Annotated in this window: 8 protein-coding genes and 1 tRNA gene (1 of these 9 running past the window's edge); 2 read left to right on the top strand and 7 right to left on the bottom strand. The window is 68.7% G+C overall.

The window, feature by feature from the left end; genetic code table 11:
• Positions 1 to 227: 227 nt before the first annotated feature.
• Together BKM74_RS03535 and BKM74_RS03530 are read right to left on the bottom strand one after the other, a co-directional pair.
• Positions 228 to 767 (bottom strand): GNAT family N-acetyltransferase, encoded by a 540-nt coding sequence (locus BKM74_RS03535; RefSeq protein WP_086464313.1) that lies wholly within the window; start codon positions 765 to 767, stop codon positions 228 to 230.
• A complete protein-coding gene (locus tag BKM74_RS03530) occupies positions 764 to 1,726 on the bottom strand; it encodes an N-formylglutamate amidohydrolase (protein WP_086464312.1) in 963 nt (320 codons plus the stop codon). Before BKM74_RS03530 ends, BKM74_RS03535 begins: the two co-directional genes overlap by 4 nt.
• Before the next feature lie 206 nt (positions 1,727 to 1,932).
• Between BKM74_RS03530 and BKM74_RS03525 the strand changes: the two genes are divergently transcribed.
• Positions 1,933 to 2,007: transfer RNA gene (locus BKM74_RS03525), tRNA-Val, on the top strand.
• Positions 2,008 to 2,071: 64 nt separating this feature from the next.
• Here the strand turns inward: BKM74_RS03525 and BKM74_RS03520 are convergent.
• On the bottom strand, positions 2,072 to 3,049 hold the full coding sequence (locus BKM74_RS03520) for an acyltransferase domain-containing protein (protein ID WP_176342380.1): 978 nt from the start codon (positions 3,047 to 3,049) through the stop codon (positions 2,072 to 2,074).
• Positions 3,050 to 3,430: 381 nt separating this feature from the next.
• Here BKM74_RS03520 and BKM74_RS03515 point away from each other — a divergent pair, with 381 nt between their 5' ends.
• Positions 3,431 to 4,009, top strand: coding sequence for a YcjF family protein (locus tag BKM74_RS03515; protein ID WP_176342379.1), 579 nt, complete (start codon positions 3,431 to 3,433; stop codon positions 4,007 to 4,009).
• 138 nt (positions 4,010 to 4,147) lie between these two features.
• On the opposite strand, the gene BKM74_RS03510 is transcribed toward BKM74_RS03515, so the two are convergent.
• From BKM74_RS03510 to BKM74_RS18430, 4 genes are all read right to left on the bottom strand, one after another.
• A complete protein-coding gene (locus BKM74_RS03510) occupies positions 4,148 to 4,342 on the bottom strand; it encodes a hypothetical protein (RefSeq protein ID WP_086464309.1) in 195 nt (64 codons plus the stop codon).
• Positions 4,339 to 5,637: an ABC transporter substrate-binding protein gene (locus tag BKM74_RS03505; protein WP_217895435.1), complete on the bottom strand. Its 1,299-nt coding sequence runs from the start codon at positions 5,635 to 5,637 to the stop codon at positions 4,339 to 4,341. Before BKM74_RS03505 ends, BKM74_RS03510 begins: the two co-directional genes overlap by 4 nt.
• A gap of 35 nt (positions 5,638 to 5,672) precedes the next feature.
• Positions 5,673 to 6,530, bottom strand: a complete 858-nt coding sequence (locus BKM74_RS03500; RefSeq protein ID WP_086464307.1) for a prohibitin family protein — start codon at positions 6,528 to 6,530, stop codon at positions 5,673 to 5,675.
• Positions 6,531 to 6,624: 94 nt separating this feature from the next.
• Positions 6,625 to 23,564: the 3' portion of a non-ribosomal peptide synthetase gene (locus BKM74_RS18430; protein ID WP_099045570.1), read on the bottom strand. Its footprint extends 2,530 nt past the window's final position; the window shows 16,940 of its 19,470 coding nt (coding positions 2,531-19,470); the start codon falls outside the window, past its right edge; its stop codon occupies positions 6,625 to 6,627.

The following is a 23,564-nucleotide window of genomic DNA, read 5'->3' as shown; positions in this document are numbered from 1 at the left end:
TGCTGCAATGCAAAGTTAATTCTTTCACAGGATTACGCGCTATGGATTCCATGATTTTCTTATCTTTTTTCACAAGAGAATGCGTTGACAAGCCGAAAGACGAGGATCATATTTTGCAGTGCGACATGACCTTGTCCTCTGTCGTACGCACTTTTGGGCGTTTCCTCCCTAAACTTGGGCCGTGCAACCGCACGGCCCATTTTTTTGCATGTGCGAAGAAGCCGCTGTCAGCGCGGCGGCGGCAGGGTGGAATCGCCCTCGCCCAGCGCGCGCTGCATCAGCACGCTATCCACCCAGCGGCCATGCTTGAAGCCGACCGATCGGATGGTGCCCACCCTCTCGAAGCCCAGCGCCTTGTGCAGCCCGATGGAGCCATGATTGGCACTGTCGCCGATGATCGCGATCATCTGCCGGAACCCGGCCTCGGTACAGCGCGTCAGCAGCGCCGACAGCAGGGCACGGCCGATGCCCTTGCCGGCCATCCCCTCGCGCACATAGACCGAATCCTCCGCCGAATAGCGGTAGCCGGGGCGCGGCCGGTACTGGCCGGCATAGGCATAGCCGACCAGATCTCCCCCCAGCTTGGCGGCGAGATAGGGAAAGCCGGCATCCCTGTAACTGTGGAAGCGGCGCCGCATCTCGGCCTCGTCGGGCGCCTCCTCCTCGAAGCTGGCCAGACCGTGCAGCACATGATGGGCATAGATGGCGCGGATCGTCGGGATGTCGGAGTCGAGGGCGTCGCGGACGACAACGGTATCGAGATTCATTCGGCAGCCAGCAGGTTCAGGTTGATCTCGCCCAGCCCCTCGATCAGGGTGCGCATCTCATCCGCCAGCACCGTGAGGTGCGGCTTGCGGAGCAATTGCCGCTCATCCATGTAGAGCGACCGGTTGATCTCGATCTGGATCGCATGCACGCCCTCGCGCGGGCGGCCGTAATGCCGGGTGGTGTAGCCGCCGGCATAAGGGTGGTTGCGCACCACGGAATAGCCCAGCCCGCGCAGCAGCGCCTCGCAGCGCTCGCTCACCGCCGGCGAGCAGGCGGTGCCGAAGCAATCGCCCAGCACCGTGTCGATACGCCCGCCCTTCTGTAAACCGCCCTTGCGCTCGTAGGGGCCGCTGCCGATCGGCGACAGGCCGGTGGAGGGCATGGAATGGCAATCGACCAGGATCGCGAAGCCGAAACGCTGCCGCGTCTCCGCGATCAGCCCGGCCAGCGCCGCATGATAGGGGCGGTAGCAGGTGGAGATGCGGCGCATCGCCTCCGCCACCGGCAGCTTTTCCCGGTAGATCGGCTCGCCATCGGCGACGATGCGCGCGATGGTCCCAAGCCCCGCCGACACCCGCGGCGAACGCACATTGGCGTAGTCCGGTAGCTGGCCGTCGAACATCGCCGGGTCCAGCTCGAACGGCTCGCGGTTGGGATCGACATAGACGCGCGGGAACAGCGCGCGGATCAGCGGCGCGCCGAGACCGGGTGCGGCGGCGACAATCTCGTCGACGAAGCAATCCTCCGACTTGCGCAGGGCGTGATCGGTGAGCCGGGAGGCGGCCTTCAGCGATTCCGGATAGACGCTGCCGCTGTGCGGCGAGGCGAAGACCAGCGGCAGGCGCTGGCACTCCGGGCGCAAGACCTCGAACGCCGGCGCGATCTCCGCCGCGAGGCTGTCATCGCCCAGCCCCCATTCGCTGCCGGGAAGATCAGGAAAAGCCGTGTCTTGTGCCATTGCGAAAGATGATAAGGCGACGGTGAGAGTCTGTCATCAGCCAGCTTCGGAGGGCGGTTCTGGCAATGGTTCCTGGGGCGCGGCACGATGCTGCGAAAAACCGTGCGGCAGGGCGCTCGTCGGGCTTGCCTTGGCGGCGCGGCGGTGCTAAACGCTTCGCTCCGTTCAGGGACCAGCCCGTTTTGGACCCGAACGCCGCATGGAATGGGCGCGTAGCTCAGCGGGAGAGCACTACGTTGACATCGTAGGGGTCACAGGTTCAATCCCTGTCGCGCCCACCATTCCACCAGACGGCACAGCCCCACACAGCACCGAGACCGCAAGCCTCCCGTTCAGCGGGAGCAGTCACAGCTGCGCGATCTCCGCCAGCCCCGCCAGCCGCTTCATATTACCGCCGAACGGCGACAGCAGCGGCAGGGTTTGAGACGCGGATGTAGCCGCCATGTTCTGCCGTGCCAGCGCGGCCAGCGTGCCCGACGGGCTGAGATCGACATAGCGCGCCCCGCCCGTTTCTTCCAAGGCTGTGAAGCACCCGCTCAGATCCATCGGCGCGCGCACGATGCGCCACAGGAAGTCGGGCGGCAGCGCGGCAGGGTCCAGCGGGCCGCCCAGGCAGCTCGACCAGCACGGCCAGAACGGCGGATCGAAGCGCAGCCCGGCAGAGGCGGCGCGGCAGGACTCCGCCGCCGGATCGATCCAGTGCGAATGAAAGGCGAAGCCCACCGGCAGGCGCTGGAAGGCGACCGCCCGGGCGCGCAGTTCCGCCTCGATCGGTGCCAGCGCCGCGGCCGGCGCCGACAGCACGAAATGCCCGTCGGAACTGATGCCCGCGATCTCGCTGTTCTGCGCCAGCACCGGCGTCTCCTGCTGCAGCGCAGGCGGCGCCAGCACCGCGATCATGCCGCCGGGCGGACAGCTGGCCTCGAACCGGGCCGGCTGGTCGGCGACATGCAGCAGCGCCTCCTCGAACGGCATCATGCCGGCGACACACATGGCGACGAATTCACCCAGGCTGACACCCAGCAGCAGGTCGGGCCGCAGCCCGCGCTGCATCACCGCCCGCGCCGCCGCATACTGCACCAGGAACAGCGCCGGATGGCTGACCGCCAGCCGGTCGAACGGATCGCCGATGCGGCGGTCCGGCCCGTAGATTTCCGTAATCAGCGAATAGCCGAACCGCTCCCGCAGCAGCGCGTCTCCGATCCGCATCCAGTCGCGGAACACCGGCTCCTGCTCGTACAGATCCGCCGCCATGCGAAAATATTGCGCGCCCTGGCCGGCGAAGCAGAACACCACCGGGCGTCTGGAATTGGCGTCTGTCATGCCGGCACTCATTCCTTTTTTCCGTATTGTCGTCTGCCCTCTTGGCCCGCGCACAGGGCCGTCCCACAGGGATCGCACGGCGGGCACGGATCGGCAAGCCGCCGCCAGCGATCGCTCAAACGGCATGTAAAGGATTGATGAAACAGAGCCATCAGGACATTTACCCTCTTTCCATCGCGGCGCCGAAGCGGTACCGTCCGCTGTATCTGTCCGCTAATATTTGGCGGCCGGAAAGAATTAGGCGGGCTGGCGGCAAGGGGCGGGATGCGCTGGCCAGGCGGGGTTGCCCACAGGGTTGCCCGGCATTGTGCCGTCCGCCCCGATCTTGGAACCAGCCTCCGGCCCGTCTCGGGCGGGCGGGGGAACAACGGGAGAGAGCTGATGGCCACGAAATCCACCGAAAGCGGCACCAACGCCGATACCAAGACAGCCGCTGTTGCCGGCTCCGACGACGTGGCGCGCGCGCTGAGCGGCGAGAGCAAGATCAAGAGCTACGTGATCGCCTCGGTCGCGGCGGCCATCGTGCCGGTTCCGCTGTTCGACATCGCCGCCGTTACGGCGATCCAGCTGCGCATGATCCAGAAGCTTTCGCAGCTTTACGGAACGCCGTTCTCCGAACGCGCCGTGCGCAACGTCATCACCGCGCTGGCCGGCGGCGTGCTCGGCTATGGTGTCGGCGCCGCTGTCGCGATCAGCATGACCAAGGCGATCCCGGGCATCGGCTGGATGCTGGGCATGGTCTCGATGCCGGCTATCGCCGGCGGCTCGACCTACGCCGTTGGCCGCGCCTATCTGAAGCATTTCGAGGAGGGCGGCACGGTCTTCGACTTCGATGTCGAGAGCATGCGCGGCTATTACGAGGAGCAGTTCGAGAAGGGCAAGAAGCTGGCCGCCAAGGTCAAGGCCGAAGCCCGCAAGCGCTCCGCCGAAGCCGATTTCGAGGAAGCGCCCGCCGCCTGATTTCGGCCGCGCCTTCCAGCGATCAGCCAAACGGCAAACGCCGCCGCCCCGGCAAGGGACGGCGGCGTTTTTGCGTTCCCAGGCTTAGCGTTGTTCCAAGGCTTAACGCCCCCGGTCTTAATGCTCCTGGCTGCGAGGCTAGAGCAGCTTTGCCCGTTTACCGACCCTGTCGTCGGAGGCCAGCAGCACGATCACGCCGACCACCGGGCTGAACAGGAACGCGATCAGGAAATTCCCCAGAAAGCCGAACCGCTTGTTGCGGCCGAGAATGCCGATCAGCCAGCTCGCGCCGATCCAGGTTACAAGCACTGCGGGATGCAAGAAAAAGGTCATCGCATGTAATCCTTGACGATTGCCGATGGCGGTCCGCTATGAGACGGCGCGCTTGAGCCGTGCCACACGAAAGGCTTTTGGTACTTTGCCACCGTCCCGAAACTCTTTCCATTATGATAAACGATAAAGGTTTCGGTGTCGGTAATCAGACCGGTGCTGTCGAAGGAGATTCGGCCGGTTGCGCCCTCGAAGGGAACCTCGTAGCGCATCACCCGCAGCTTGTCCTCCAGCGTATCGACATCGCGCGAGCCGGTTAGATCGACAACATAATCCAGTAGCTTGATCGCATCATAGCCAGTGGCGGCAAACAGGTCCGGCCGCTCGCCATAGCGGACCTCATAATCCACTGAGAAACGCCGTGCGATCGCGCTGTCGCTATTATCGTCATAGAGCGACACCGCCGCGACATCATGCATGTTCTCCAGCCCCACCGAGTCTTCAAGCGCGCGGGCGAACAGATTCTCCGACCCCAATATCGGCATGCTGAGGCCCAGCATGCGGGCGCGCCTGATGAATTCGCCGGCATCCTCGATCGAATTGGTGGTGATGAAAAACGCATCGATCTCGTTGGCCGTGAACAGGCTGTTTTCCAGAATGAACAGCAGCAGGTCATCGACGGAGCGCCCTTCGGCCGACAGAGCGCCGCGATACAGGATCTCGCCGCCCTCCTGGGCGATGAAACTGCGGAACTGATTCGTCGTCTCCGTGCCGTATCCGCTGCTGTCGGACAGCACGACAAAGCGCCGCATGCCCTGCGACATGGCGAAATGCGCCATCACGCGCGCAATGTCGGCATTGTTGGGCTGCAAGGCGAACAGATTGCTGAACTGCAGATTGCTGAGCGAGGTCGCCGTGGCATGGGTGGCAAAAAACAGCTTGTTCTCGCGATTATAGATGGCGCTGGCCGGCACCGCCGTTGCGGAATAGCCATGGCCGACGACCGCCATGACGTCCGGGTCGCGCGCGATGCGCCCCGCCAGCGCCATCGTCCGCTCCACCACATCGCTCAGCTTCATCTTGTCGGTGAAGCGTTCCTCCGGCGCATAGACCGCTTCGAGATAGGCGCCGGCCATACCGTTCCCGGCATTCACCTCGTCAACCGCCAGCCGGACTCCCTCCAGAAACTGCCGGCTGCTGGGGTCGTCGGGATAGACCACGACGATCTTGAAGCGCTCGCCGGCCAGGGCGGGCTGTGGGCGCTGCGGGCCGAGATACAGAAAAGCCGCCATGCCGGCCACCGCCGCCACGACCAGCCCGGACAGCAGCCAGGACGCGAGGGTCCAGTCGCCAGCCACGCGGGAGGCTATTGCACGAATACGCCGCATTGCCGCTACCGGTCGCCGAGGATGAGCGGCAGGCCATCCTTGCCAGCACCAATAACCACCGTCTTGGCATTGTTGGAGGTCGCCAGCTCGCGCGTCGCCTGAATGCCCTGCCAGCGCAGCAGATCCTGGGTCAGGGTCTCGCCCACCCGGCGCTGATATTCCTGGATACCGCCGGCCTCGATCTTCTTGCGCTCGGCCTCCTTGCGCTCGATGGCCAGCCGGTATTCATAGGCTTTTTCCTGCTCGCCCAGCACCAGCTTCTGTTCGATGGCGTCGCGCACTGGCACTGGCAGATCGACCGACTTCACCAGCACATCGTCGATCAGGATATAGCGGCTCTCGACCTTCGACAGGCTGCTGACGACGATGGATTCGAGGAAACCGCGCTTGCTGGTATAGACCTCTTCCGGCCCGTACTGGCCGACCGCGCGGCGCAGTACCGCCTCGGTTTCGGGAAACACCACCTTTTCCAGATAATCCGGGCCGACGGCGACATGCAGCAGCGGCAGCATCCGGATATCCGGGCGATAGCGCACCGCGACATTCAGATGCACCGGCAGGCCGCTGCTGGTCAGCAGGGAATATTCCCGCTCCCGGGTCTGCAGGCGCATGTCGTATATGAACATCCGGTCCCACGGCCACAGCAGATGCACGCCTTCCTCGTAGATCTGCTCCATCTCGGTACCGCTGAAGAAGCGATAGAGCACGCCGGATTCGCCGGACCGGATCGACACCACCATCCGGTTCCACAGCAACACACTGGCGATCAGCAGCGCAATGAGCAGCAACGCCGCGATTGTCCGACGATGGAAGCGGCCGCTGTCTGCCTCTTCGAGATAGTCTTCTTCAATATCGTCAGACATATAGCTCGACTGCTCCCATTCGGCGCTTGGTGTCCGGCATTATGCGTTGCCCCTCCCTTTGACGCCAGCCTCGATCCTGAACCATCAATCGCCCCTAACCGTTCTGGGCCTTGCGCCGCGCCCGGCGCCGGCCCGTCTCGGCACGCGTCTCGGCACGCGACAGGGCGGCATCCAGAATCGCCGCACAGAGATCCAGCCCCGGCGGCTGCAGGATGGAATGATGATCGCCCGGCACCGCATGGACATCGAGACCGCCGCCGGCAAACGCCGCCCAGCCGCGCGACCGGTCGGTAACCGGCACCGCCTCGCCCGCCAGCAGGGTAACAGAAGCCGCGCAGGGCCGTGGCACATAGCCTGCCAGCGCCTGGCCATGGGCGCGGAACACCGCGAACAGCCGGCGCAGTTGGCCGCTATCCATGCCGGGCAGCGCCTCGGTCAGCCAGGGCGACAGCAGCAGCGCCGCGAACGGATCGCGCCCTTCGGCCACCTGCAGCGGCGGAATCTCGGACAGACCCAGAAGGTCGCTGGCGAAGGCGCGGACCTCCCGCACCTCCTGCGGCTCATCCGGCGGTCCCTCAAGGCTGTGCAGCAGCGCCGGCGTATAGCTCTCGATCAGTGCCACGGCGCCCACAGGCTGGCCCGCCTCTGCCAGCTGGCGCGCCATCTCGAAGGCCAGCACCCCGCCCATCGACCAGCCCGCCAGATGATAGGGACCGTCAGGCTGGTGGCACCGCAACGCCGCGAGATAGGCAGCAGCCATCTCCGGCAGATCACCCGCGAAAACCCGCTCGCCCGGATCGATGCCGGCGGCCTGCACCCCGATCACCGGTCGCCCCGGGCGCAGCCGCCGGGCGAGATCGCGATAGCAGGCGACCGTCCCGCCGACCGGATGGAGGAGGAACAGCGGCGGCCGGTCGCCTTCGGCCCGCAGCGGCGCCAGCGCTGGCCCGTCCCTTGTCTCTGCCTCTGACACTCGTACTGCCGGCGTCGGCACGCGCAGCATCTCGGCCTGGTGTGACAGGATCGGCGCCGCGATCAGCGCTGCAATCGGCAGGTCGCGCCCGAAATGCTGGCGGACCCGCGTCTGCAGCCGCAGCGCCAGCAGCGAATGGCCGCCCAGCGCGAAGAAGTCGCTGGCAGCACCGATGGCGGTCGTCTCCGGCAAATCCAGCACGGCCCGCCACAGGCCGGCCAGTTCAGCCGCCACCGGGTCGAGCGGGTTGGTGTCCATTTCCGGCGTCTCGCCATCCGGCAAGACCGGCAGCGCGGCGCGGTCCAGCTTGCCGCTCGGCATCACCGGCAAGGCGGGCAGCGCCATGAAGGCGGCGGGCACCATGTAAGACGGCAGCCGCCCGGCCAGCCAGCGGCGCAGATCGTCCTCGCGCAGCCCGTCCGCACCAGTGACGACATAGGCGACCAGCCGCTGGGCAGCACCCGTGCCCTGTACGACCACGGCGGCATCGCGCATCCCGCCGGCCCGCAGCGCCGCCTCGATCTCGCCCGGCTCGATGCGGAAGCCGCGCAGCTTCACCTGCTGGTCGATGCGGCCGTGGAAGCCGATCAACCCGTCGCTGCCGGGGATGAAGCTGGTGCGGTCGCCGGTGCGGTACAGCCGCACCGCCCGGCGCCGTCCTGGCAGACGCTGCGTCACGAACCGCGATTCGGTAAGGCCGGGCTGGCGGAAATAGCCAAGCGCCAGACGACGCCCGCCGATATGCAGCTCGCCCGCCACCCCTTCCGGCACCGGATTCCCTGCCGGGTCGAGGATATAGGCCTCGGTACCCGGCAGCGGGCGGCCGATGGGCAGCGCCTCTTCCGCCCCTCCCTCCACCGGTCCTTCCCGCTCAACCTCGTGCAGCGTGCAGGTCACGGTGGTCTCGGTCGGGCCATAGGCGTTCAGCAGGCGCGCGCCGTGCAGCGGCCCGCTACGCCAGAGGTCCGGCAGGTCCGGCGGCGCCGCCTCGCCGCCGACGACCAGCAGCCGCAGCGCCGATGGTTCAACTGTTTCTCCAGCTTCCGACCAGGCCAGCAGCGCCTCGCGCAGATAGGCCGGCGGCAGATCGGCGACGGTTACCTTATGCTCACGCAGAACCTGCATCAGCTCGGCGGGTGACCAGAGATCGTCGCCCCGGATCACCAGCCTGCCGCCAATTGTCAGCGCGGTCAGAATCTGCTCCAGCGCCGGATCGAAGGTCGGCGGGGAGAAGTGCAGCACCGCATCCTTGCGGCTGAGGCCGAGGCACTGGATCGCCGCCGCGCAATGCTCGGCCAGCGCGCCGTGCGACACCAGAACGCCCTTCGGCTGCCCGGTGGAGCCGGAGGTATAGATCATGTAGGCCGGGTCCTTCCGGCGCAGCCGCATCGGCTTCGCCAGCGGCTTCATCGCCTTGACCGCCCGCCGCTCGCCCTCCAGATCGAGGATCGGCGGCACGTCCTCGGCAAGGCTGCGCATCCGGGCCGCGCCCGACGCATCGGTCACCAGCAGCGCCGGATCGGCATCCGCCAGCACCAGCGCCAGCCGCGCCTCGGGCTGCTCGACATCCAGCGGCACCCAGATTGCGCCGCAGGCGAGGCAGGCCAGCAGCGAGGCGACGCACTCCGGCCCGCGCGGCAGCAGCACCGCGACCCGGTCGCCGCGCCCGACACCGCGGGCGCGCAAGCTTGCTGCCAGCCGCATCGCGCGGCGCCACAGCCGGCGATAGGTGAGATTGGTGCCGTCCTCCGCCATCTGCAGCGCCACAGCCTTCGGCTGCCGTGCAGCGGTGTCGGCGATCCACTGCGCCACACTCCCCTTGCGCCGTTCCAGCTTTTCGCCGCGCGCCCAGCGCTTCAGCAGCCGCGTCCGCTCGCCCGGTCGCAGCATGTCGAGGGACGCCACCGGTAGATCGGCATCGGCGCAGAGCGCGTCCGCCAGCAGGGCGAAGCGTTCCAGCAGCCGGGCAATGGCAGAACCATCGAACCGCGCCGCATCATAGCCGGCGACCAGCCGCAGCCCGTCCGCCATTTCGTAGAGTTCCAGTCCGAGCGACCCGTCCGGCTGCTGCCGCAGCCCGTCGAGCGGGGTCAGGGCGGCGCCTTCGGCTTCCACCGGCCTGCCGAGAAAATTCTGATAGGCGTAGCTGACGCGATAGAGCGGCTGGCCATCAGCGCGCCCCTTCACCGCGCGCGCCACGGCGGCATGCGGGTAATCGGCATTGTCCAGCGCCCCGGTCACCTGCGCCTGCACATCGCGCAGCAGCTCGGCCGCCGATGCGCCACCCGCCACGGTGGCACGCACCGCGACCATGTTGGCGAAGAAGCCGATGGAACGCGCGAAACGGGCCTCGGGCCGGCGCAGCACCGGCATGCCGATGACGATATCCGTCTCCCCGGTGAGCCGGTGCAGCAGCATCGCGAACACACCTAGGAAGAAGGCTGATGGGGTGACGCCCAGCCGCGCCGCCACGGCACGGGCGCGGGCCACCAATTCGGGCGGCAGCAGGCGCTCCAGATGCGCCGGTTCGGCGACACCACCCGTCAGGGCCGGGGCTTTTTCCTCGGGCAGCGTCAGCACCGGCAAGTCGCCGGCCAGCCGCTCGCGCCAGTAAGCAAGCTGCGCCTGCCCCTTCGGCGAGGCCATGAAACCCCGTTCCCAACCGACGAAATCGGCATAATCCGCCGCTGTTGGGTTTGCAAGGGCACCGCCCGCCCGGAACCGGTCATAGGCCTCGCCCAGTAGCCCGGAGAGAACCAGCGCCGACATGCCGTCGAAGGCGATGTGATGGGCGACGATCAGCAGCAGCCCGTCGCCTTCAGGCGCAACCGCAGGGCGCAGCAGCTCGAAGCGGATCGGCGGCTCCTCGCGCAGATCGAAGGGCAGCGCGGCCCGACGCTTCGCCTCTGCCAGCGGATCGACCCCAGCCGGCACAGCGATCTCGCGCAGAATTGTGCCGGGTTTCTGGCCGGCCAGGCGTACCTCGTTCCCATCGTCGAGAAGGCGGGCGGTCAGCATCGGGAAGCGCGACAGCAGCCAGCTACAGGCACGCGCCAGCGCGGTGCGGTCGATGCCGGACAGGCTAAAACCCATCGGCACGTTGTAGGCGGCGCTGTCCGGATACAGCGCCTGCCAGACCCACAGCGCGCGCTGCCCCTCGCTGAGCGGCGATTGCCACTGTTCCGGCGGCAGGATTGCTGCGGTTTCTTCTGGTGCCCGAACCGTCACACCGCGCCGCGCCTCGACCCAGCCGGCAAGGGCCGCGGGCGTGCCCAGCCGTTCCAGATCGGCATGGCCGATCTCGACGCCGGTCGCCTCGCGCAGACTATGGATCAGCCGCAACGACGCCATGGAATCGGCGCCCTGCGCGCGGAATTCGGCATCGGCGCGAATCTCGGTGGCGACGACCCCGAGTTCCGCCGCCAGCACCCCGGCAATGAGGCCAAGCACATCATCCGTAACGGAAACCGGCTGCGCTGCCGGCGCAATCGCCGCCGCGCCGATCCAGTGCCGTTCCCGCGCGAAAGGATAGGCGGGCAGCACCAGCGGTGGTCCCTCGACCTGTTCTTCCGGCACGATTTCATGTGCCTGCTGGCCGGGCCGCGCATTTTCCAGCCCCGCCAGCAATTCCGCATGGGTCGTGGCGACAATCTCCGCCCGGTATTCCATCGCCTCCCGGCCATGGCGCAGCGTGTGCGACAGGCGGGCGAGCGAGATATCCGGGTTGGCCCGCACATATGCCGTAAGGTCCGCCAGCATTTGCGTCAGCTGTTCCGGTGTGCGGGCGGAGACCGGGAACAGCCGCCGGCGCGGCGTATCCGCAACGGGTATCGGCTGCACCGGCGCTTCCTCCAGCACCAGATGCACGTTGGAGCCGCCGGCCCCGAAGGAGCTGACGGTCGCCCGGCGCGGCTGCGCGACACCGTCGATCACCGGCGCCGGCCAGGGCGCCAGCGCTGCCTGCGGCACGAAGGGCGTGCCGGCGAAATCGGCCTTCGGGTTCGGCGCGCCCGGCTGGATCGAGGGCGCCAGCTCGCGGTGCTGAAGCTGCAGCAGCACCTTGGTCAGCTGCGCCATGCCTGACGCCGCCTCGGCATGGCCCATATTGGCCTTCACCGAGCCGATGGCGCAGAACCCCGTCTCCGCCGTGAAGGCGCGAAAGGCGCGGGTCAGCGCGCGCAACTCGATGGCGTCGCCGATGGCGGAGCCGTTGGCGGCCGCCTCGACATAGGAGATGGTGCGCGCATCCACCCCGGCGGCGCGCAGATTCTCCTCGATCAGCCGCGCCTGCGCCTCGGCGCCGGGCACCGCATAGCCGGCGGAATGGCCGGCATGGTTGGCCGCACTCGCCTTCACGACGGCCAGCACCGCATCGCCATCGCGCAAGGCATCGGCCAGCGGCTTCAGCAGCACCGCCCCCACGCCCTCCGCCGGCAGATAGCCGTCGCCATCGGCGAAGCTGCGGCTGCCGGCATGGCTGCCGATCAGCCCGGCGCGGCTCAGCGCCAGATATTTGTCGGGGATGATCGAGAGATTCACCCCGCCAGCGATGGCCAACCGGCATTCGCCCAGCCGCAGGCTCTGGCAGGCCTGATGCACCGCCTGCAGCCCGGAGGAGCACATGCTGTCCACCGCGACGCTGGGGCCTTGCAAATCGAGGAAATAGGACAGCCGGTTGGCGATGGCGGCATAGGAGGACAGGTTCAGCAGCGCCTTGCTGTCGGCATCCATCTCCAGCGCGCGGTATTGCTGGTACATCGCGCCGACGAACACGCCGACGCGTGAGCCGTACTGCCCGGCCAGCCGGTCGCGCGTGTGCCCGGCACGTTCCAGCAGATGCCAGGCGGTCTGCAGGAACAGCCGTTCCTGCGGGTCGGCCAGCGCCGCCTCGCGCGGGGTATAGCCGAAGAAACCGGCATCGAATTTGTCGATATCGGTCAGGAACCCGCCCCACTTGCAATGCGCCGTGCCGGGCCTGCCCTTCTCCGGCGCGTAGAGCGCGGCATGGTCCCAGCGTTCGGCCGGCACCTCGGTCACCAGATCGCGGCCGTCGCGCAGCGCCTGCCAGAATTCCTCCGGCGTATCGGCGCCGGGATAGCGCCCGGCCACCGCGATAATGGCGATGTCCCCGGCGGCCGACTGCGGCTGGGAGGCAGGTTGTGGGGCGGTTGCGGGTTCAGGCTCACCCAGCGCCGCGCCAAAGGCGTCACCATGGCTTTCCGCCAGCGCCCCGGCCAGCGCGGAGAGCTTCGGATATTCCAGCAGCAGCGTGGCCGGCAGCGGGCCCAGCTCGCGCTCCATCGCCTCGACGATCTGCAAGGCGCTAACTGAATCGATGCCATAGCGGTCCAGCGTCGAGTCCGGGTCCAGCTTCTCCGCCGGGATATTCAGCGCCGCCCCGACATGGCGGGACACGAAACCCAGCGCCCGTTCCCGCAAAGGCGCGGAAGCGATGCGCGCCGGTGGCGCGGCGCGTTCCGGCATGGCTTCCGGCATCGGCTTCGCACCGTCCGGCATCAGCGCCGCGCGCAGCCTTTGATGGTCGCCATCCAGCACGAGGATCTGCTGTTCGTCCAAAGCCAGCGCGGCGTTCAGCGCGGCGAAGGCGGCATCACTTTCCAGCGGCCGCACGCCAACCGCCTGTTCCGCCGCCGCCACAGCCGTTTCCGCCATGTCCATGCCACCGGCGCGCCAATAGGGCCAGTCGATGGAAAGCGTGCGGCCCTGCCGTTCGCCGCGCGCCGCCAGAAGGTCGCGATGGGCAGCGAAGCCATCGAGGAAGGCGTTGCCGGCGGCATAATCCGCCTGCCCCGCATTGCCCAGCGCGCCCGCCGCCGAGGCGAACAGCAGCAGGAAGCCGAGCGGACGTCCGCCCAGCGCCGCATCGAGATTGACGAGGCCGGCGACCTTCGGCGCCAGCACGGCGCGCAGCTCCGCCGCCTCCTTGCGCACCAGCAGCTTGTCGCGGGTGATGCCGGCGGCATGGATGACGCCATCCAGATGGCCGTGCGCCGCATAGATTTCGTCGGCCAGCGCCCGCACAGAGGCCGCGTCCGTCATATCGACCTGGCGATAATTCACCGTCGCCGGCAGCGCCGCCAGCGCCGCGTGGCGCTCCTCGGACAGCGCCGACCGCCCGGTCAGCCATAGCACCGGCTTTCGCCCATCATTCGCGATCTCGCGGCACAGCAGCAGGCCCAGCCCGCCGGCACCGCCGGTCACCAGATAGAGTCCGCCCGGTTTCCAGGCCGGTGCCGCCGGTTGCGCGGGCGCGGCGATCTCGCGCCAGTGCCGCACCTGCCGGCCCTGTGCGGTGTGGCGGATATCGGCATCTTCGCTGGCCTGTTCGGCCCGTGCCAGCGCGGCAAGGTCGGTGGCCGGATCGGCCACAGCGATGGTCTGGCAGCGCAGGCCGGGGCGTTCCTGCACGGCACTGCGCAACAGCCCACCCAGCCCTTCCAGCAACGCCTCCGCGCCGTCGAGCGGTACGAGAAGCTGCACCAGCGGTTGCGCCGGACGGTCGCGGAACAGCGCCTGCAGCCGTGCCAATATATCCGCCGCGTGATCTTCATAGCGCTGCGCCAGCGCCGCACCATCGCTGGCCAGCACCACAGCCCGGTCCGGGCCGAGTGCGGCGGCAGCGCGCTCCATGCGGTCCGGCGCGAAGCCGCACAGCAGTGTCACGATCCGGTCAGATACGAGATTGCCGCCCGCCGGTTTCGCCCGCCAGTCCGGCGCGAACAGCAATGGCAGCGTGGCTGGCTGCGCGGTGTCCGTAATCGTCCGTTCAGCTGTACCGCCGGGCACCCAATAGCGGTCCCGCGCGAAGGGATAGGACGGCAGGCCGATGCGCCGGGCCGCTTTACCACCCCGCAGGCCACGCCAATCGACGCGCCCGCCGCTGGCCCAGGCGCGGGCCAGATCCTGCGGATCGGCAAACCCGGTCACCGCAGCACCAAAGCCCGACGCCCGGCCCCGGTACATGCCGAGCACATTACGCTCGCCGGCCAGCACGCGGTCGAGCGCCGCCAGCAGCGCGGCGCGGCTGTCCGCCACCACCGCCAGCCGTTCCTCGAACGCCTCGCGGCCTTCCTGCAGCGTGCAGGCGGCGGCCGCCATGTCACCCTCACCAAGCCGCTCCAGCGCCGCGCGGTGGCGCGCCAGCAGTTCGGCCAGTCGTTCCGGATCGCGCGCCGAGAAGGGGAATACGGTTGGCCCATCCAGCGGCACGCTGGCTGGCTCCTGCGGAAATTCCTCGATCACCAGATGCGCGTTCGATCCGCCCGCCCCGAAGGAGGACAGGCCGGCGATGCGCGGCATTTCCCGCCCGTCCCGCACCGGACGGCGCCAAGGGGCGAGATCGCGCTGTACGCGGAACGGCGTCGCGGCGAAATCGATGCCGGGATTGAGGGTCGTCGAATGCAGCGACGGCACTAGCCGCCCGTGGCGCATCTGCAGCAGCAGCTTGGCGAGGCCGGCGACACCGGCGGCACTCTCGCAATGGCCGATATTGGATTTCACCGAACCGATGGCGCAGAAGCCGCTCTCGTCCGTCTCCGCGCGATAGGCCTTGGTCAGCGCGGCGATCTCGATCGGGTCGCCCAGGCTGGTGCCGGTGCCATGCGCCTCGATATAGGAGATCGCGCGCGGCGAGACCCCGGCCCGGTCCAGCGCCCGGCCGATGACCTCCGCCTGCGCATTGGGGTTGGGCACTGTATAGCCGTTGGTCTTGCCGCCATGGTTCAGCATCGAGCCGCGGATCACGCCATGGATGCGGTCGCCATCGGCTAGCGCGCGGTCCAGCGGCTTCAGCAGCACCGCGCCGACGCCCTCGCCCGGCACATAGCCGTCGCCGCCCGCCCCAAAGGATTCGCAGCGCCCCTTGCTGGACATGAAGCGGCCCTGCGACAGCGCCAGATATTTGTTCGGATGCAGGGTCAGGTTCACCCCGCCGGCCAGCGCCACCGAACAGCCGCCGCCGCGCAGGCTGTCGATGGCGAGATGGATCGCCGTCAGCGAGGAGGAGCACATGCTGTCCAGCGCCAGGCTGGGGCCGTGGAAATCGCAGAAATAGGAGACCCGGTTGGCGATGGAGGCGGCGGACCCGCCCAGCGCCATGGGCTGCCCTGCCTGACTCTTCTCCGCGCCGTAGAGCTGATATTCCTCATACATCACGCCGACGAAGACACCGACATCCTGCCCGCCCAGGCTGGCGCGGGTATGGCCGGCATCCTCGAGGGTCTCCCAGGCGCATTGCAGGAACAGCCGTTCCTGCGGGTCCATGAATTCCGCCTCGCGCGGGGAGATGTTGAAGAACAGCGGGTCGAACCGGTCGAAATCGGTGAGGAAGCCGCCCCATTTGCTGTTGGTCTTGCCAGCCTTGCCCGGTGCCGGATCGTAGAAGCTTCTGTGGTCCCAGCGCTCCGCCGGCACCTCGGTGATGCCGTCGCGCCCGGCCGCCAGATTGGCCCAGAATTCGTCGAGGTCGCGCGCACCGGGATAGCGCCCGGCCATGCCGATGATGGCGATGGGCTGGTCGCCCGCCCCTTGCGCCATTGGAGCGCTACGCCGCACCGCCGGTCCGGCCTGAAGCGCCTGATGCCGTGCTTCGGCGGGCGCGACGCCCGCGAGTTCCGCCAGCCGCGCCGCATGGTGCTGCAGGAAATAGTTGGCCAGCGCCGCAAGATTCTGATGCTCGAAGAACAGGGTCTTCGGCAGCGGTCCGAAATCCGCCTCCAGCAGATCGGTCAGCCGCACGATCAGCATGGAATCGATGCCATAGGCCTCGAACGCGGCCTCGGGCTCGATCTGTGCCGCATCGATGCCGGTCTCGCGGGCCAGCACGCCGGCCAGATGTGCCTCGGTCGCCGCGCGCAGCCGGGTGGGGCTTTCCGGCGACGCAGGCGGCGCTTCCTCCGTCACAGGGCGGCCCGCGACGCGCACCGTGAAGCCGCGCAGCCTTGCATAAAGCCGGCCCTCACCATCGGCCAGATCGATGTCGAATTTCAGCACGCCGCCGGTGCCGGGCCGCAGGCGCAGATGCGCCCAGATGCCGTCGCCCGCCGCCACGGGCAGCGGCCGCAGCAGTTCCAGCCGGTCGAGTACGAAAGGCAGCGCCGCCTTGGCCTCGCCCCCCTCCCCACTGGCCAGCGCGATGCAGGCCTGGAACGCGCCGTCCAGCAGCGACGGATGCAGGCCGAATACCTCGCCCGGCTCCTGCGCGCCTTCCGGCAGCACCAGATGCGCCAGCGCCTCGGCCTCGCCCCTGCGGAGTTCCCGCACCGGCTGGAAGCTCGGCCCGTACTCCAGCCCCAGCGCCGTGTAGCTGTCATAGAGCCAGCGCGGCGACAGTTCGTCCGGGCAGCGGGCGTGCAAGCCGGGCAGGTCGAGCACCGGCGCAACACTCTCGGCCAGCGGCCCGACCATGCCGCGCACATGCAGAATCTCATCAGGGCCGCCCGGAACGTTACTGGTCAGGCGGAAGGCGCTGTCGCCGCCCTCTGCCGGTACAAGTGCCACGGTGACGGGAAGCGCCGCCGTGACCATGACCGGCTGCTGCCACACGACCTGGCGCAGCAGCACCGGCCGCCCCGTGTCATCGCCGGCATAGGCGCGGCGCGCCAGTTCCAGGCTCATCGCGCCGGGCAACACACAGCTCCCCCGGAAGCGGTGATCGCGCAGATAGAAGGACTCCGGCCTTAAGGTCAGCGTGTAGGGCGCGTCAGCAGCAGCGGACGGCGCAACCGCCCCGGCAACGTTGTAGATCTCCCGCGCGAAGGGGTAGGTCGGCAGATGCAGCCGCCGGCGCGGCCCGTCGCTGAGGCTGTCCCAGGCGACTGTGCCGCCTGCGACCCAATGCCGGGCGATGTCCGCGAGCGCCGTGCCAGCGGCAGGCGTCCCGGCGGGTGCAGCGTCCCCGGCGGCAAGCCTGCCGGCAAAGACGCCGCTTTCAGAACCAGCGAGCCAGCCGGCCAGCCGCTCCCGGACTTCCGCCAGCGTGCCGGCAATGAAGGCAAGACGCTGCCGCATCGCTTCACGCCCGACCTGCAGCGTATGGGCGATATCGGCGAGGTCGGCATCGGAGAAACGGTCATCCTCCAGCGCCGCCAGAAGCTGCGATGCCTGATCGCGCAGCCGCGCCTCGTCGCGCGCCGACAGCACGATCAGCACTGGCCCCGCCATGGCTGCGGCTGGTGCGGGCGGCACATCTTCCTCCAGCACCACATGCGCGTTTACCCCGCCGAAACCGAAGGAGCTGATGCCGGCGCGGCGTGGCACCTCGCGCCCCTGCGCATCGCGCAACCGTGCCCAGGGCCGGGCTTCGCGCAGGATGCGGAACGGGCTGTCCGTGAGGTCGATATAGGGGTTCTGCTCGGCGCAATGCAGGCTGGCGGCCAGCGTGCCGTGGCGCAGTTCCAGCAGCAGCTTGGCAAGCCCGGCGATGCCGGCGGCCAGTTCCAGATGGCCGATATTGCTCTTCACCGCGCCCAGCCAGCAGCCTTCATTCTCGTAAGAAGCATCCGGGGTTTCGGCATAGAGCTCGCGGAACGCCGCTTTCAGCGCGTTCACCTCCACCGGGTCGCCCAGCGCGGTGCCGGTGCCATGCGTCTCGATATGGGTCACGGTGCGCGGGTCGATGCCGGCGCGGCGATAGGCCTGCACCAGCAGCGCCTTCTGCGCCGCCGTGTTCGGCGCGGTCAGGGAGTTGGCGCGGCCGCCATGATTGACCGCCGAACCGCGCACAATGGCATAGACCGGATCACCGTCGCGCCGTGCCTCGGACAGGCGCTTCAGGAAAATCATCCCGACGCCCTCGCCCCTGCCATAGCCGTCGGCATCCTTCGAGAAGGTCTTGCAGCGTCCGTCCGGCGCCAGCATGCCGGCCTTGGCAAAATTGATGTGCGCCTCCGGCGTGACGATGCTGTTCACCCCGCCGACCAGCGCCATCTCACAATCGCCGTTGCGCATCGCCTCCAGCGCCCGGTGCAGGGCAACCAGCGAGCTGGAGCAGGCGGTTTCCACCGGCTCGCTGGGGCCGTGCCAGTCGAAGAAATAGCTGATCCGGTTCGGCCCGACCGAGGGTACCGCGCCGGTCGCCACATAGCCCTCGCCGCCGGTATCCTCACCGATGATCTCTCGGTAGCCGCTGGAGGAGGTGCCGACGAACACGCCGACCGACCGGCCGGCCAGGCTGCGCGGCGCATGGCCGGCATCCTCGATGGCCTTCCAGGCATGCATCAGCATCAGCCGCTGCTGCGGGTCCATCAGCTTCGCCTCGCGCGGCGAGATGCCGAAGAACAGCGGGTCGAATGCGAACACCCCGTCAATGAAGCCGCCCCAATGGATGTTAGTGCGGTTCGGCTCGCGCTTCGGATCGCCGTCATAGGCGCGCCAGTCCCAGCGATCCGCCGGGATACGCTCCATGCAATCGCGCCCGGCCAGCAGGTTGGCCCAGAATTCACCGGCATCCGCCGCCCTGGGGAAGCGGCAGCTTAAGCCGACGATGGCGATGGGGTCATCATCCCCGCCAAAGGATTGGGCCACAGGCTGGACAACAGCCGGGGCCGGCGCGGGATCGGCAACCGGCTGAACCTTTGGCTCGACCGCCGGCATCTGCCCGGCGACATGCGCCGCCAGCCGCGACAGGGTGGCGAACTCGAAGAAATCGGCCGGCGTCAGCGACAGGTTCAGCGCCTCGTTCACCGCCGAGGCGAACACCGTCATGGTGATCGAATCGAAGCCGAACTCGCCCAGCTCGGTATCGGGATCGAGCACCGATGCTTCGACCTCCAGCACCCGCGCGGCCACCGCCGTCACCGCTGCCAGCGCGCGCGCCAGACGCTCATCCTCACTCTCGGCGGCAGGAGTGGGGGCAGGGGCGGGGGTGGGGGCGGGGGCGGGTGGCACGACCGGCGCCGGTTGCATCACGGGAGCGGCAGGCATCGGTATCGCCTGTGGGGTCGGCGCGGCCTTGTCGCCAACCCAATAATGCGTGCGGTCGAACGGATAGCCCGGCAGTGTCACCCGGCGCGGCGGCTGGCCCTTGCGCAGGGCCCGCCAATCGACGGCCAGCCCGCCGGCCCAGAGCTGCAGCAGCGTGTCCGCGCGGCCGCGATCCGCCAGCCCGGCGACGGCAGCGTTCAGCGCCGCATCGCTTTCCAGCACCGCCATCATCGCCCGGTTTGCCTTGGCCTGCCCGACATGCAGGCCGGCTTCTTCCGCGCGTCCGTCGAGAAAAGCGGTCAGCCGGTCGAGCAGCGCCGGGACATCCGCCGCCTGGAAGGCCAGCCGGTGCTCCATCGCGTCGCGCGCCACCTGCAGCGTCCAGGCGATGGCGGACAGGTCCGCGTTTGCACCCATCGCCACCACCGCGTCGCGCAACAGGCGGGCGCTCTCGCGCAGCTGCTCCGGCGTGCGCGCCGACAGTACGATCAGCGCCGGTCCGCTCTCCCGTTCTACCGACGGCTCGGCGGGCGCGACATATTCCTCCAGCACCAGATGCGCGTTCGAACCGCCGAAGCCGAAGGAGCTGACCCCGGCGCGGCGCGGAATCTCGCGGCCCGTGGCATCGAGCGTGCGCGGCCAGGGCCGGTTCTCGCGCACCACCTCGAACGGGCTACCCTGCAGCTTCAGATAGGGGTTCAGCGCGTCGCAATGCAGCGTCTTCACGATCTCGCCATGGCGCATCTGCAGCAACAGCTTCAGCACGCCCGCCGCCCCGGCGGCCAGCTCCAGATGGCCGATATTCGACTTCACAGAACCGATACCGCAGGCCATCGCCACACCCGGCCCGTACTCGGCCTCCGCCTCCTTCGTCAGGTCGGCGAAGGCGGCGCGCAGCCCCTCCACCTCGATCGGGTCGCCCAGCTTCGTGCCGGTGCCGTGCGCCTCGATATAGGAAACCGTGCGCGGATCGAAGCCCGCTTGCCGGTAGGCGGTACGCAGCAGCTCGGCCTGCGCCTTCGGGTTCGGCGCGGTCAGCGAGCCGGCGCGGCCGCCGTGATTTTCCGCCGAGGCGCGCACCACGGCGAGGATGCGGTCGCCGTCGCGCTCCGCATCGGCCAGCCGCTTCAGGAACACAAGCCCCAGCCCCTCGCCGCGCGCATAGCCATTGGCCGCGTCCGAGAACGGCTTGGAGCGCCCGTCCGGCGACAGCATGCCGGCGCGGCTGAAGCCGATGAAGGAATCCGGCAGCAGCAGCGTATTCACCCCGCCGGCGATGGCGGTATCGCAGCCGCCGGAACGGATCGCCTCGACGGCGCGGTGGATCGCCACCAGCGCGCTGGAACAGGCGGTTTCCACCGCCACGCTCGGCCCGTGCAGGTTCAGGAAATAGCTGATGCGGTTCGGCCCCAGCGACGGCGCCAGCCCGGTCATCGCATAACCCTCGACCGCCGCGCCGGAGGCCGCCGCCAGCCTGCCATAGCCGGTGTCGGCGATGCCGACGAACACGCCGGTGCGGCTGCCCGACAGGCTGCGCGGGGCATAGCCCGCATCCTCGATGACGCGCCAGGCCTGGGTCAGCAGCAGCCGCTGCTGCGGGTCCATCGCCCGCGCCTCCGGCGCCGACAGGCCGAAGAAGCCGGCGTCGAACGCACCGATACCGTCGATGAAGCCGCCCCATTTCACATTGGTGCGGCCCGGCTCCTTCACCGGATCGCCCCAGAGCGTGCGCCAGTCCCAGCGCTCCGGCGGGATTTCGCCGATGCAGTCACGCCCTTCCACGAGGTTGCGCCAGAATTCATCGACATCGCCGGCGCCCGGCAGCACGCCGCTCATGCCGATGATGGCGATGGCGTCGCGCGGCGTGTCGGACGCCATCGCCGGTTTCGCCATGGGTTGGGGAGCGGGTTGCGGCGCGGGTTTCGCGGCGGGCGGTTCTGCCACAGTCGCGGCCACGCCCAGCGCCGCCGCCATGCCGGCCGATTCGGCCGCCGCCAGATGCCCGGCCAGCCCGTCCAGCGTCGGATGCTCGAAGAACAGGGTCGGCGTCAGCTCCAGCGCGAAGCGGTCGTTCAGCGCATTGGCGAACTGGGTGAAGCTGATCGAATCGAAGCCATATTCCGTCAGCTCGATATCCGGGGCGAGATCGTCCAGCCCGACCTTCAACTGAACTGAGACCATCCGCATCAGCGCGTCCAGCACCGCCGCGCGCAGGGCGCCACTATCGACCGACGCCGCTGCCGGCTTCTGGAAGACGGGCGCCTCCGGTGCGTCCAGCAGGCGGCGGCGCAGCCGCGCCAAATCGCCGGGCGCCACCAGCAGCCGCGCCTCATTCCCGGCCAGCGCGGCATGGATTGCCGCCAGCCCGTCCGCCGTTTCCAACGGCACCAGCCCGGTGGTGCGGGTCATCAGCCGTTCGCTGGCCGCGTCCATCTGCATGCCGCCCGCGCGCCAGAGCGGCCAGGCGACGGCGATGGTGCGGCCCTGGCAGGCCCCGGCGGCGCGGCGCGCCTCGCGCGCCTCCGCGAACCCGTCGAGGAAGGCGTTGGCGGTGGCGTAATCGGCCTGCCCCGGATTGCCGAGCGCGCCGGACAGGGAGGAGAACAGCAGGAAGAAATCGAGCGGTTCCGTGCCGATGGCGCGGTCGAGATTCAGCGTGCCCGCCAGCTTCGGCGCCAGCACCTCGGCCAGATCCCCCGGCGTCTTGCCGGTCAGGGCCTTGTCGCGCAGCAGCCCGGCAGCCTGGATCACCCCATCCAGTCGGCCATGTTCGTGGCGGATGGCGGCGACCAGCGCCTCCACCGACGCTGCATCGGTCAGATCGACCGGCCGGAAGGTGACATTCTCCGGCAAAGCCGCGCCGGGCGCACGCCGGCCCGCCAGCACGATGCGGGCGGATGGCGCATGCGCGCGGATGTCGTCGGCCAGCAGCCGGCCCAGCGCGCCAGCGCCGCCAGCGATCAGATAGACGCCCTCATCGCGCCACGGCGCCGGTGCCTCAGCCGCGGCGGTCTCGCGCCAGCCCTGCACGGAGGGCACGCCATCCTGGAAGCGCAGCAACGCATGCTGCGGCGTGTGCGCGGCCTGCGCCAGCCGCTCCGCCAGAGCCGATGGGCTCAGCCCCGGCTCGACGCGGACGATCTGCCCCCAGAGATTGCCATGTTCCAGATGCGCGCTGCGCAGCATGCCGGACAGCGCGGCCAGCATCGGCGCGTCCGGCCCGTCGGGCAGCGCGATCTGCACCAGCACCGGGGATTTCACCGGCAGCAGCGATTGCAGGAAGCCGAGAAGCTGCCGGCTGTACGCCGACAGACCGTCACCGGAGAGTGTCTGGCACTCCCAGCCCGGCAGTGAAGGCGCATCGAGGCCGATCAGCAGCGCATGGCGCGCGGCGAAGCCGGCGGGATCGACGGAGTCCGCCGGCAACGTCAGCCAGTCCGGCGCGAAATGCAGCACGGCATTGGATTGTGCGACCTGCAACAGCCGCGTGGCGAAGCCGCGCAGCCGCACGCAGACCGCGCCGTCTTCATCCAGCAGATCGAGATCGAGGGTGCGCACGCGCTCGCCCTGTCCTACGGCGGCGGGGCGGATGGCGACCCAGCACTCGGCAGGCAGCGGGCGCAGCAACTCCACCGACTCCAACGCGAAGGGCAGCGCCGCGCCGCCTTCGGTAGGCGTACCGTCGGGATTCAGCGCCATGCCGATGGCCGCCTGGAAGGCGCCGTCCAGCAGGCTGGGATGCAGCGCGAAGCCGGCCCCCGCCAGCGAGTCCGGCAGGCGGAGCCGCGCCAGCACGCCCGCTTCGCCCGTGGCCAGCGAGACCAGCGCCCGGTGCCCTGGCCCATAGTCCAGCCCCAGCGCCGCGAAAGCTTCATAGATGCGCTGCGCGTCATAGCTGTGCGGATGCGCCGCCCGCAGCGACGCCAGATCGGCAGGCTGTGCAACGCCGCCTTCATTCTCCGCCAGCAGCATCTGTGCGTGCAGGTCGCGCGTGCCATCCGCCCCCAGGCTGGCGATCTCGATGCGGGTGCCGCCCGCCTCGCGCTTTACCGTCACTTCCACCGTGACCGGTTCGGTGACGATCAGCGGCTTCAGCCAAACGATCTTGCGCAACCGCG

It is taken from the genome of Oceanibaculum nanhaiense, assembly GCF_002148795.1.
Taxonomy (GTDB): domain Bacteria; phylum Pseudomonadota; class Alphaproteobacteria; order Oceanibaculales; family Oceanibaculaceae; genus Oceanibaculum; species Oceanibaculum nanhaiense.
The sequence above is the reverse complement of the archived record's forward strand: the minus strand, read 5'-3'. Positions and strand labels throughout refer to the sequence as shown.

Excerpts from the sequence above, each read along its gene's own strand:
- BKM74_RS03535 (WP_086464313.1), bottom strand. The coding sequence starts at position 767 with ATGAATCTCGATACCGTTGTCGTCCGCGACGCCCTCGACTCCGACATC.
- BKM74_RS03530 (WP_086464312.1), bottom strand. The coding sequence starts at position 1,726 with ATGGCACAAGACACGGCTTTTCCTGATCTTCCCGGCAGCGAATGGGGG.
- BKM74_RS03520 (WP_176342380.1), bottom strand. The coding sequence starts at position 3,049 with ATGACAGACGCCAATTCCAGACGCCCGGTGGTGTTCTGCTTCGCCGGC.
- BKM74_RS03515 (WP_176342379.1), top strand. The coding sequence starts at position 3,431 with ATGGCCACGAAATCCACCGAAAGCGGCACCAACGCCGATACCAAGACA.
- BKM74_RS03510 (WP_086464309.1), bottom strand. The coding sequence starts at position 4,342 with ATGACCTTTTTCTTGCATCCCGCAGTGCTTGTAACCTGGATCGGCGCG.
- BKM74_RS03500 (WP_086464307.1), bottom strand. The coding sequence starts at position 6,530 with ATGTCTGACGATATTGAAGAAGACTATCTCGAAGAGGCAGACAGCGGC.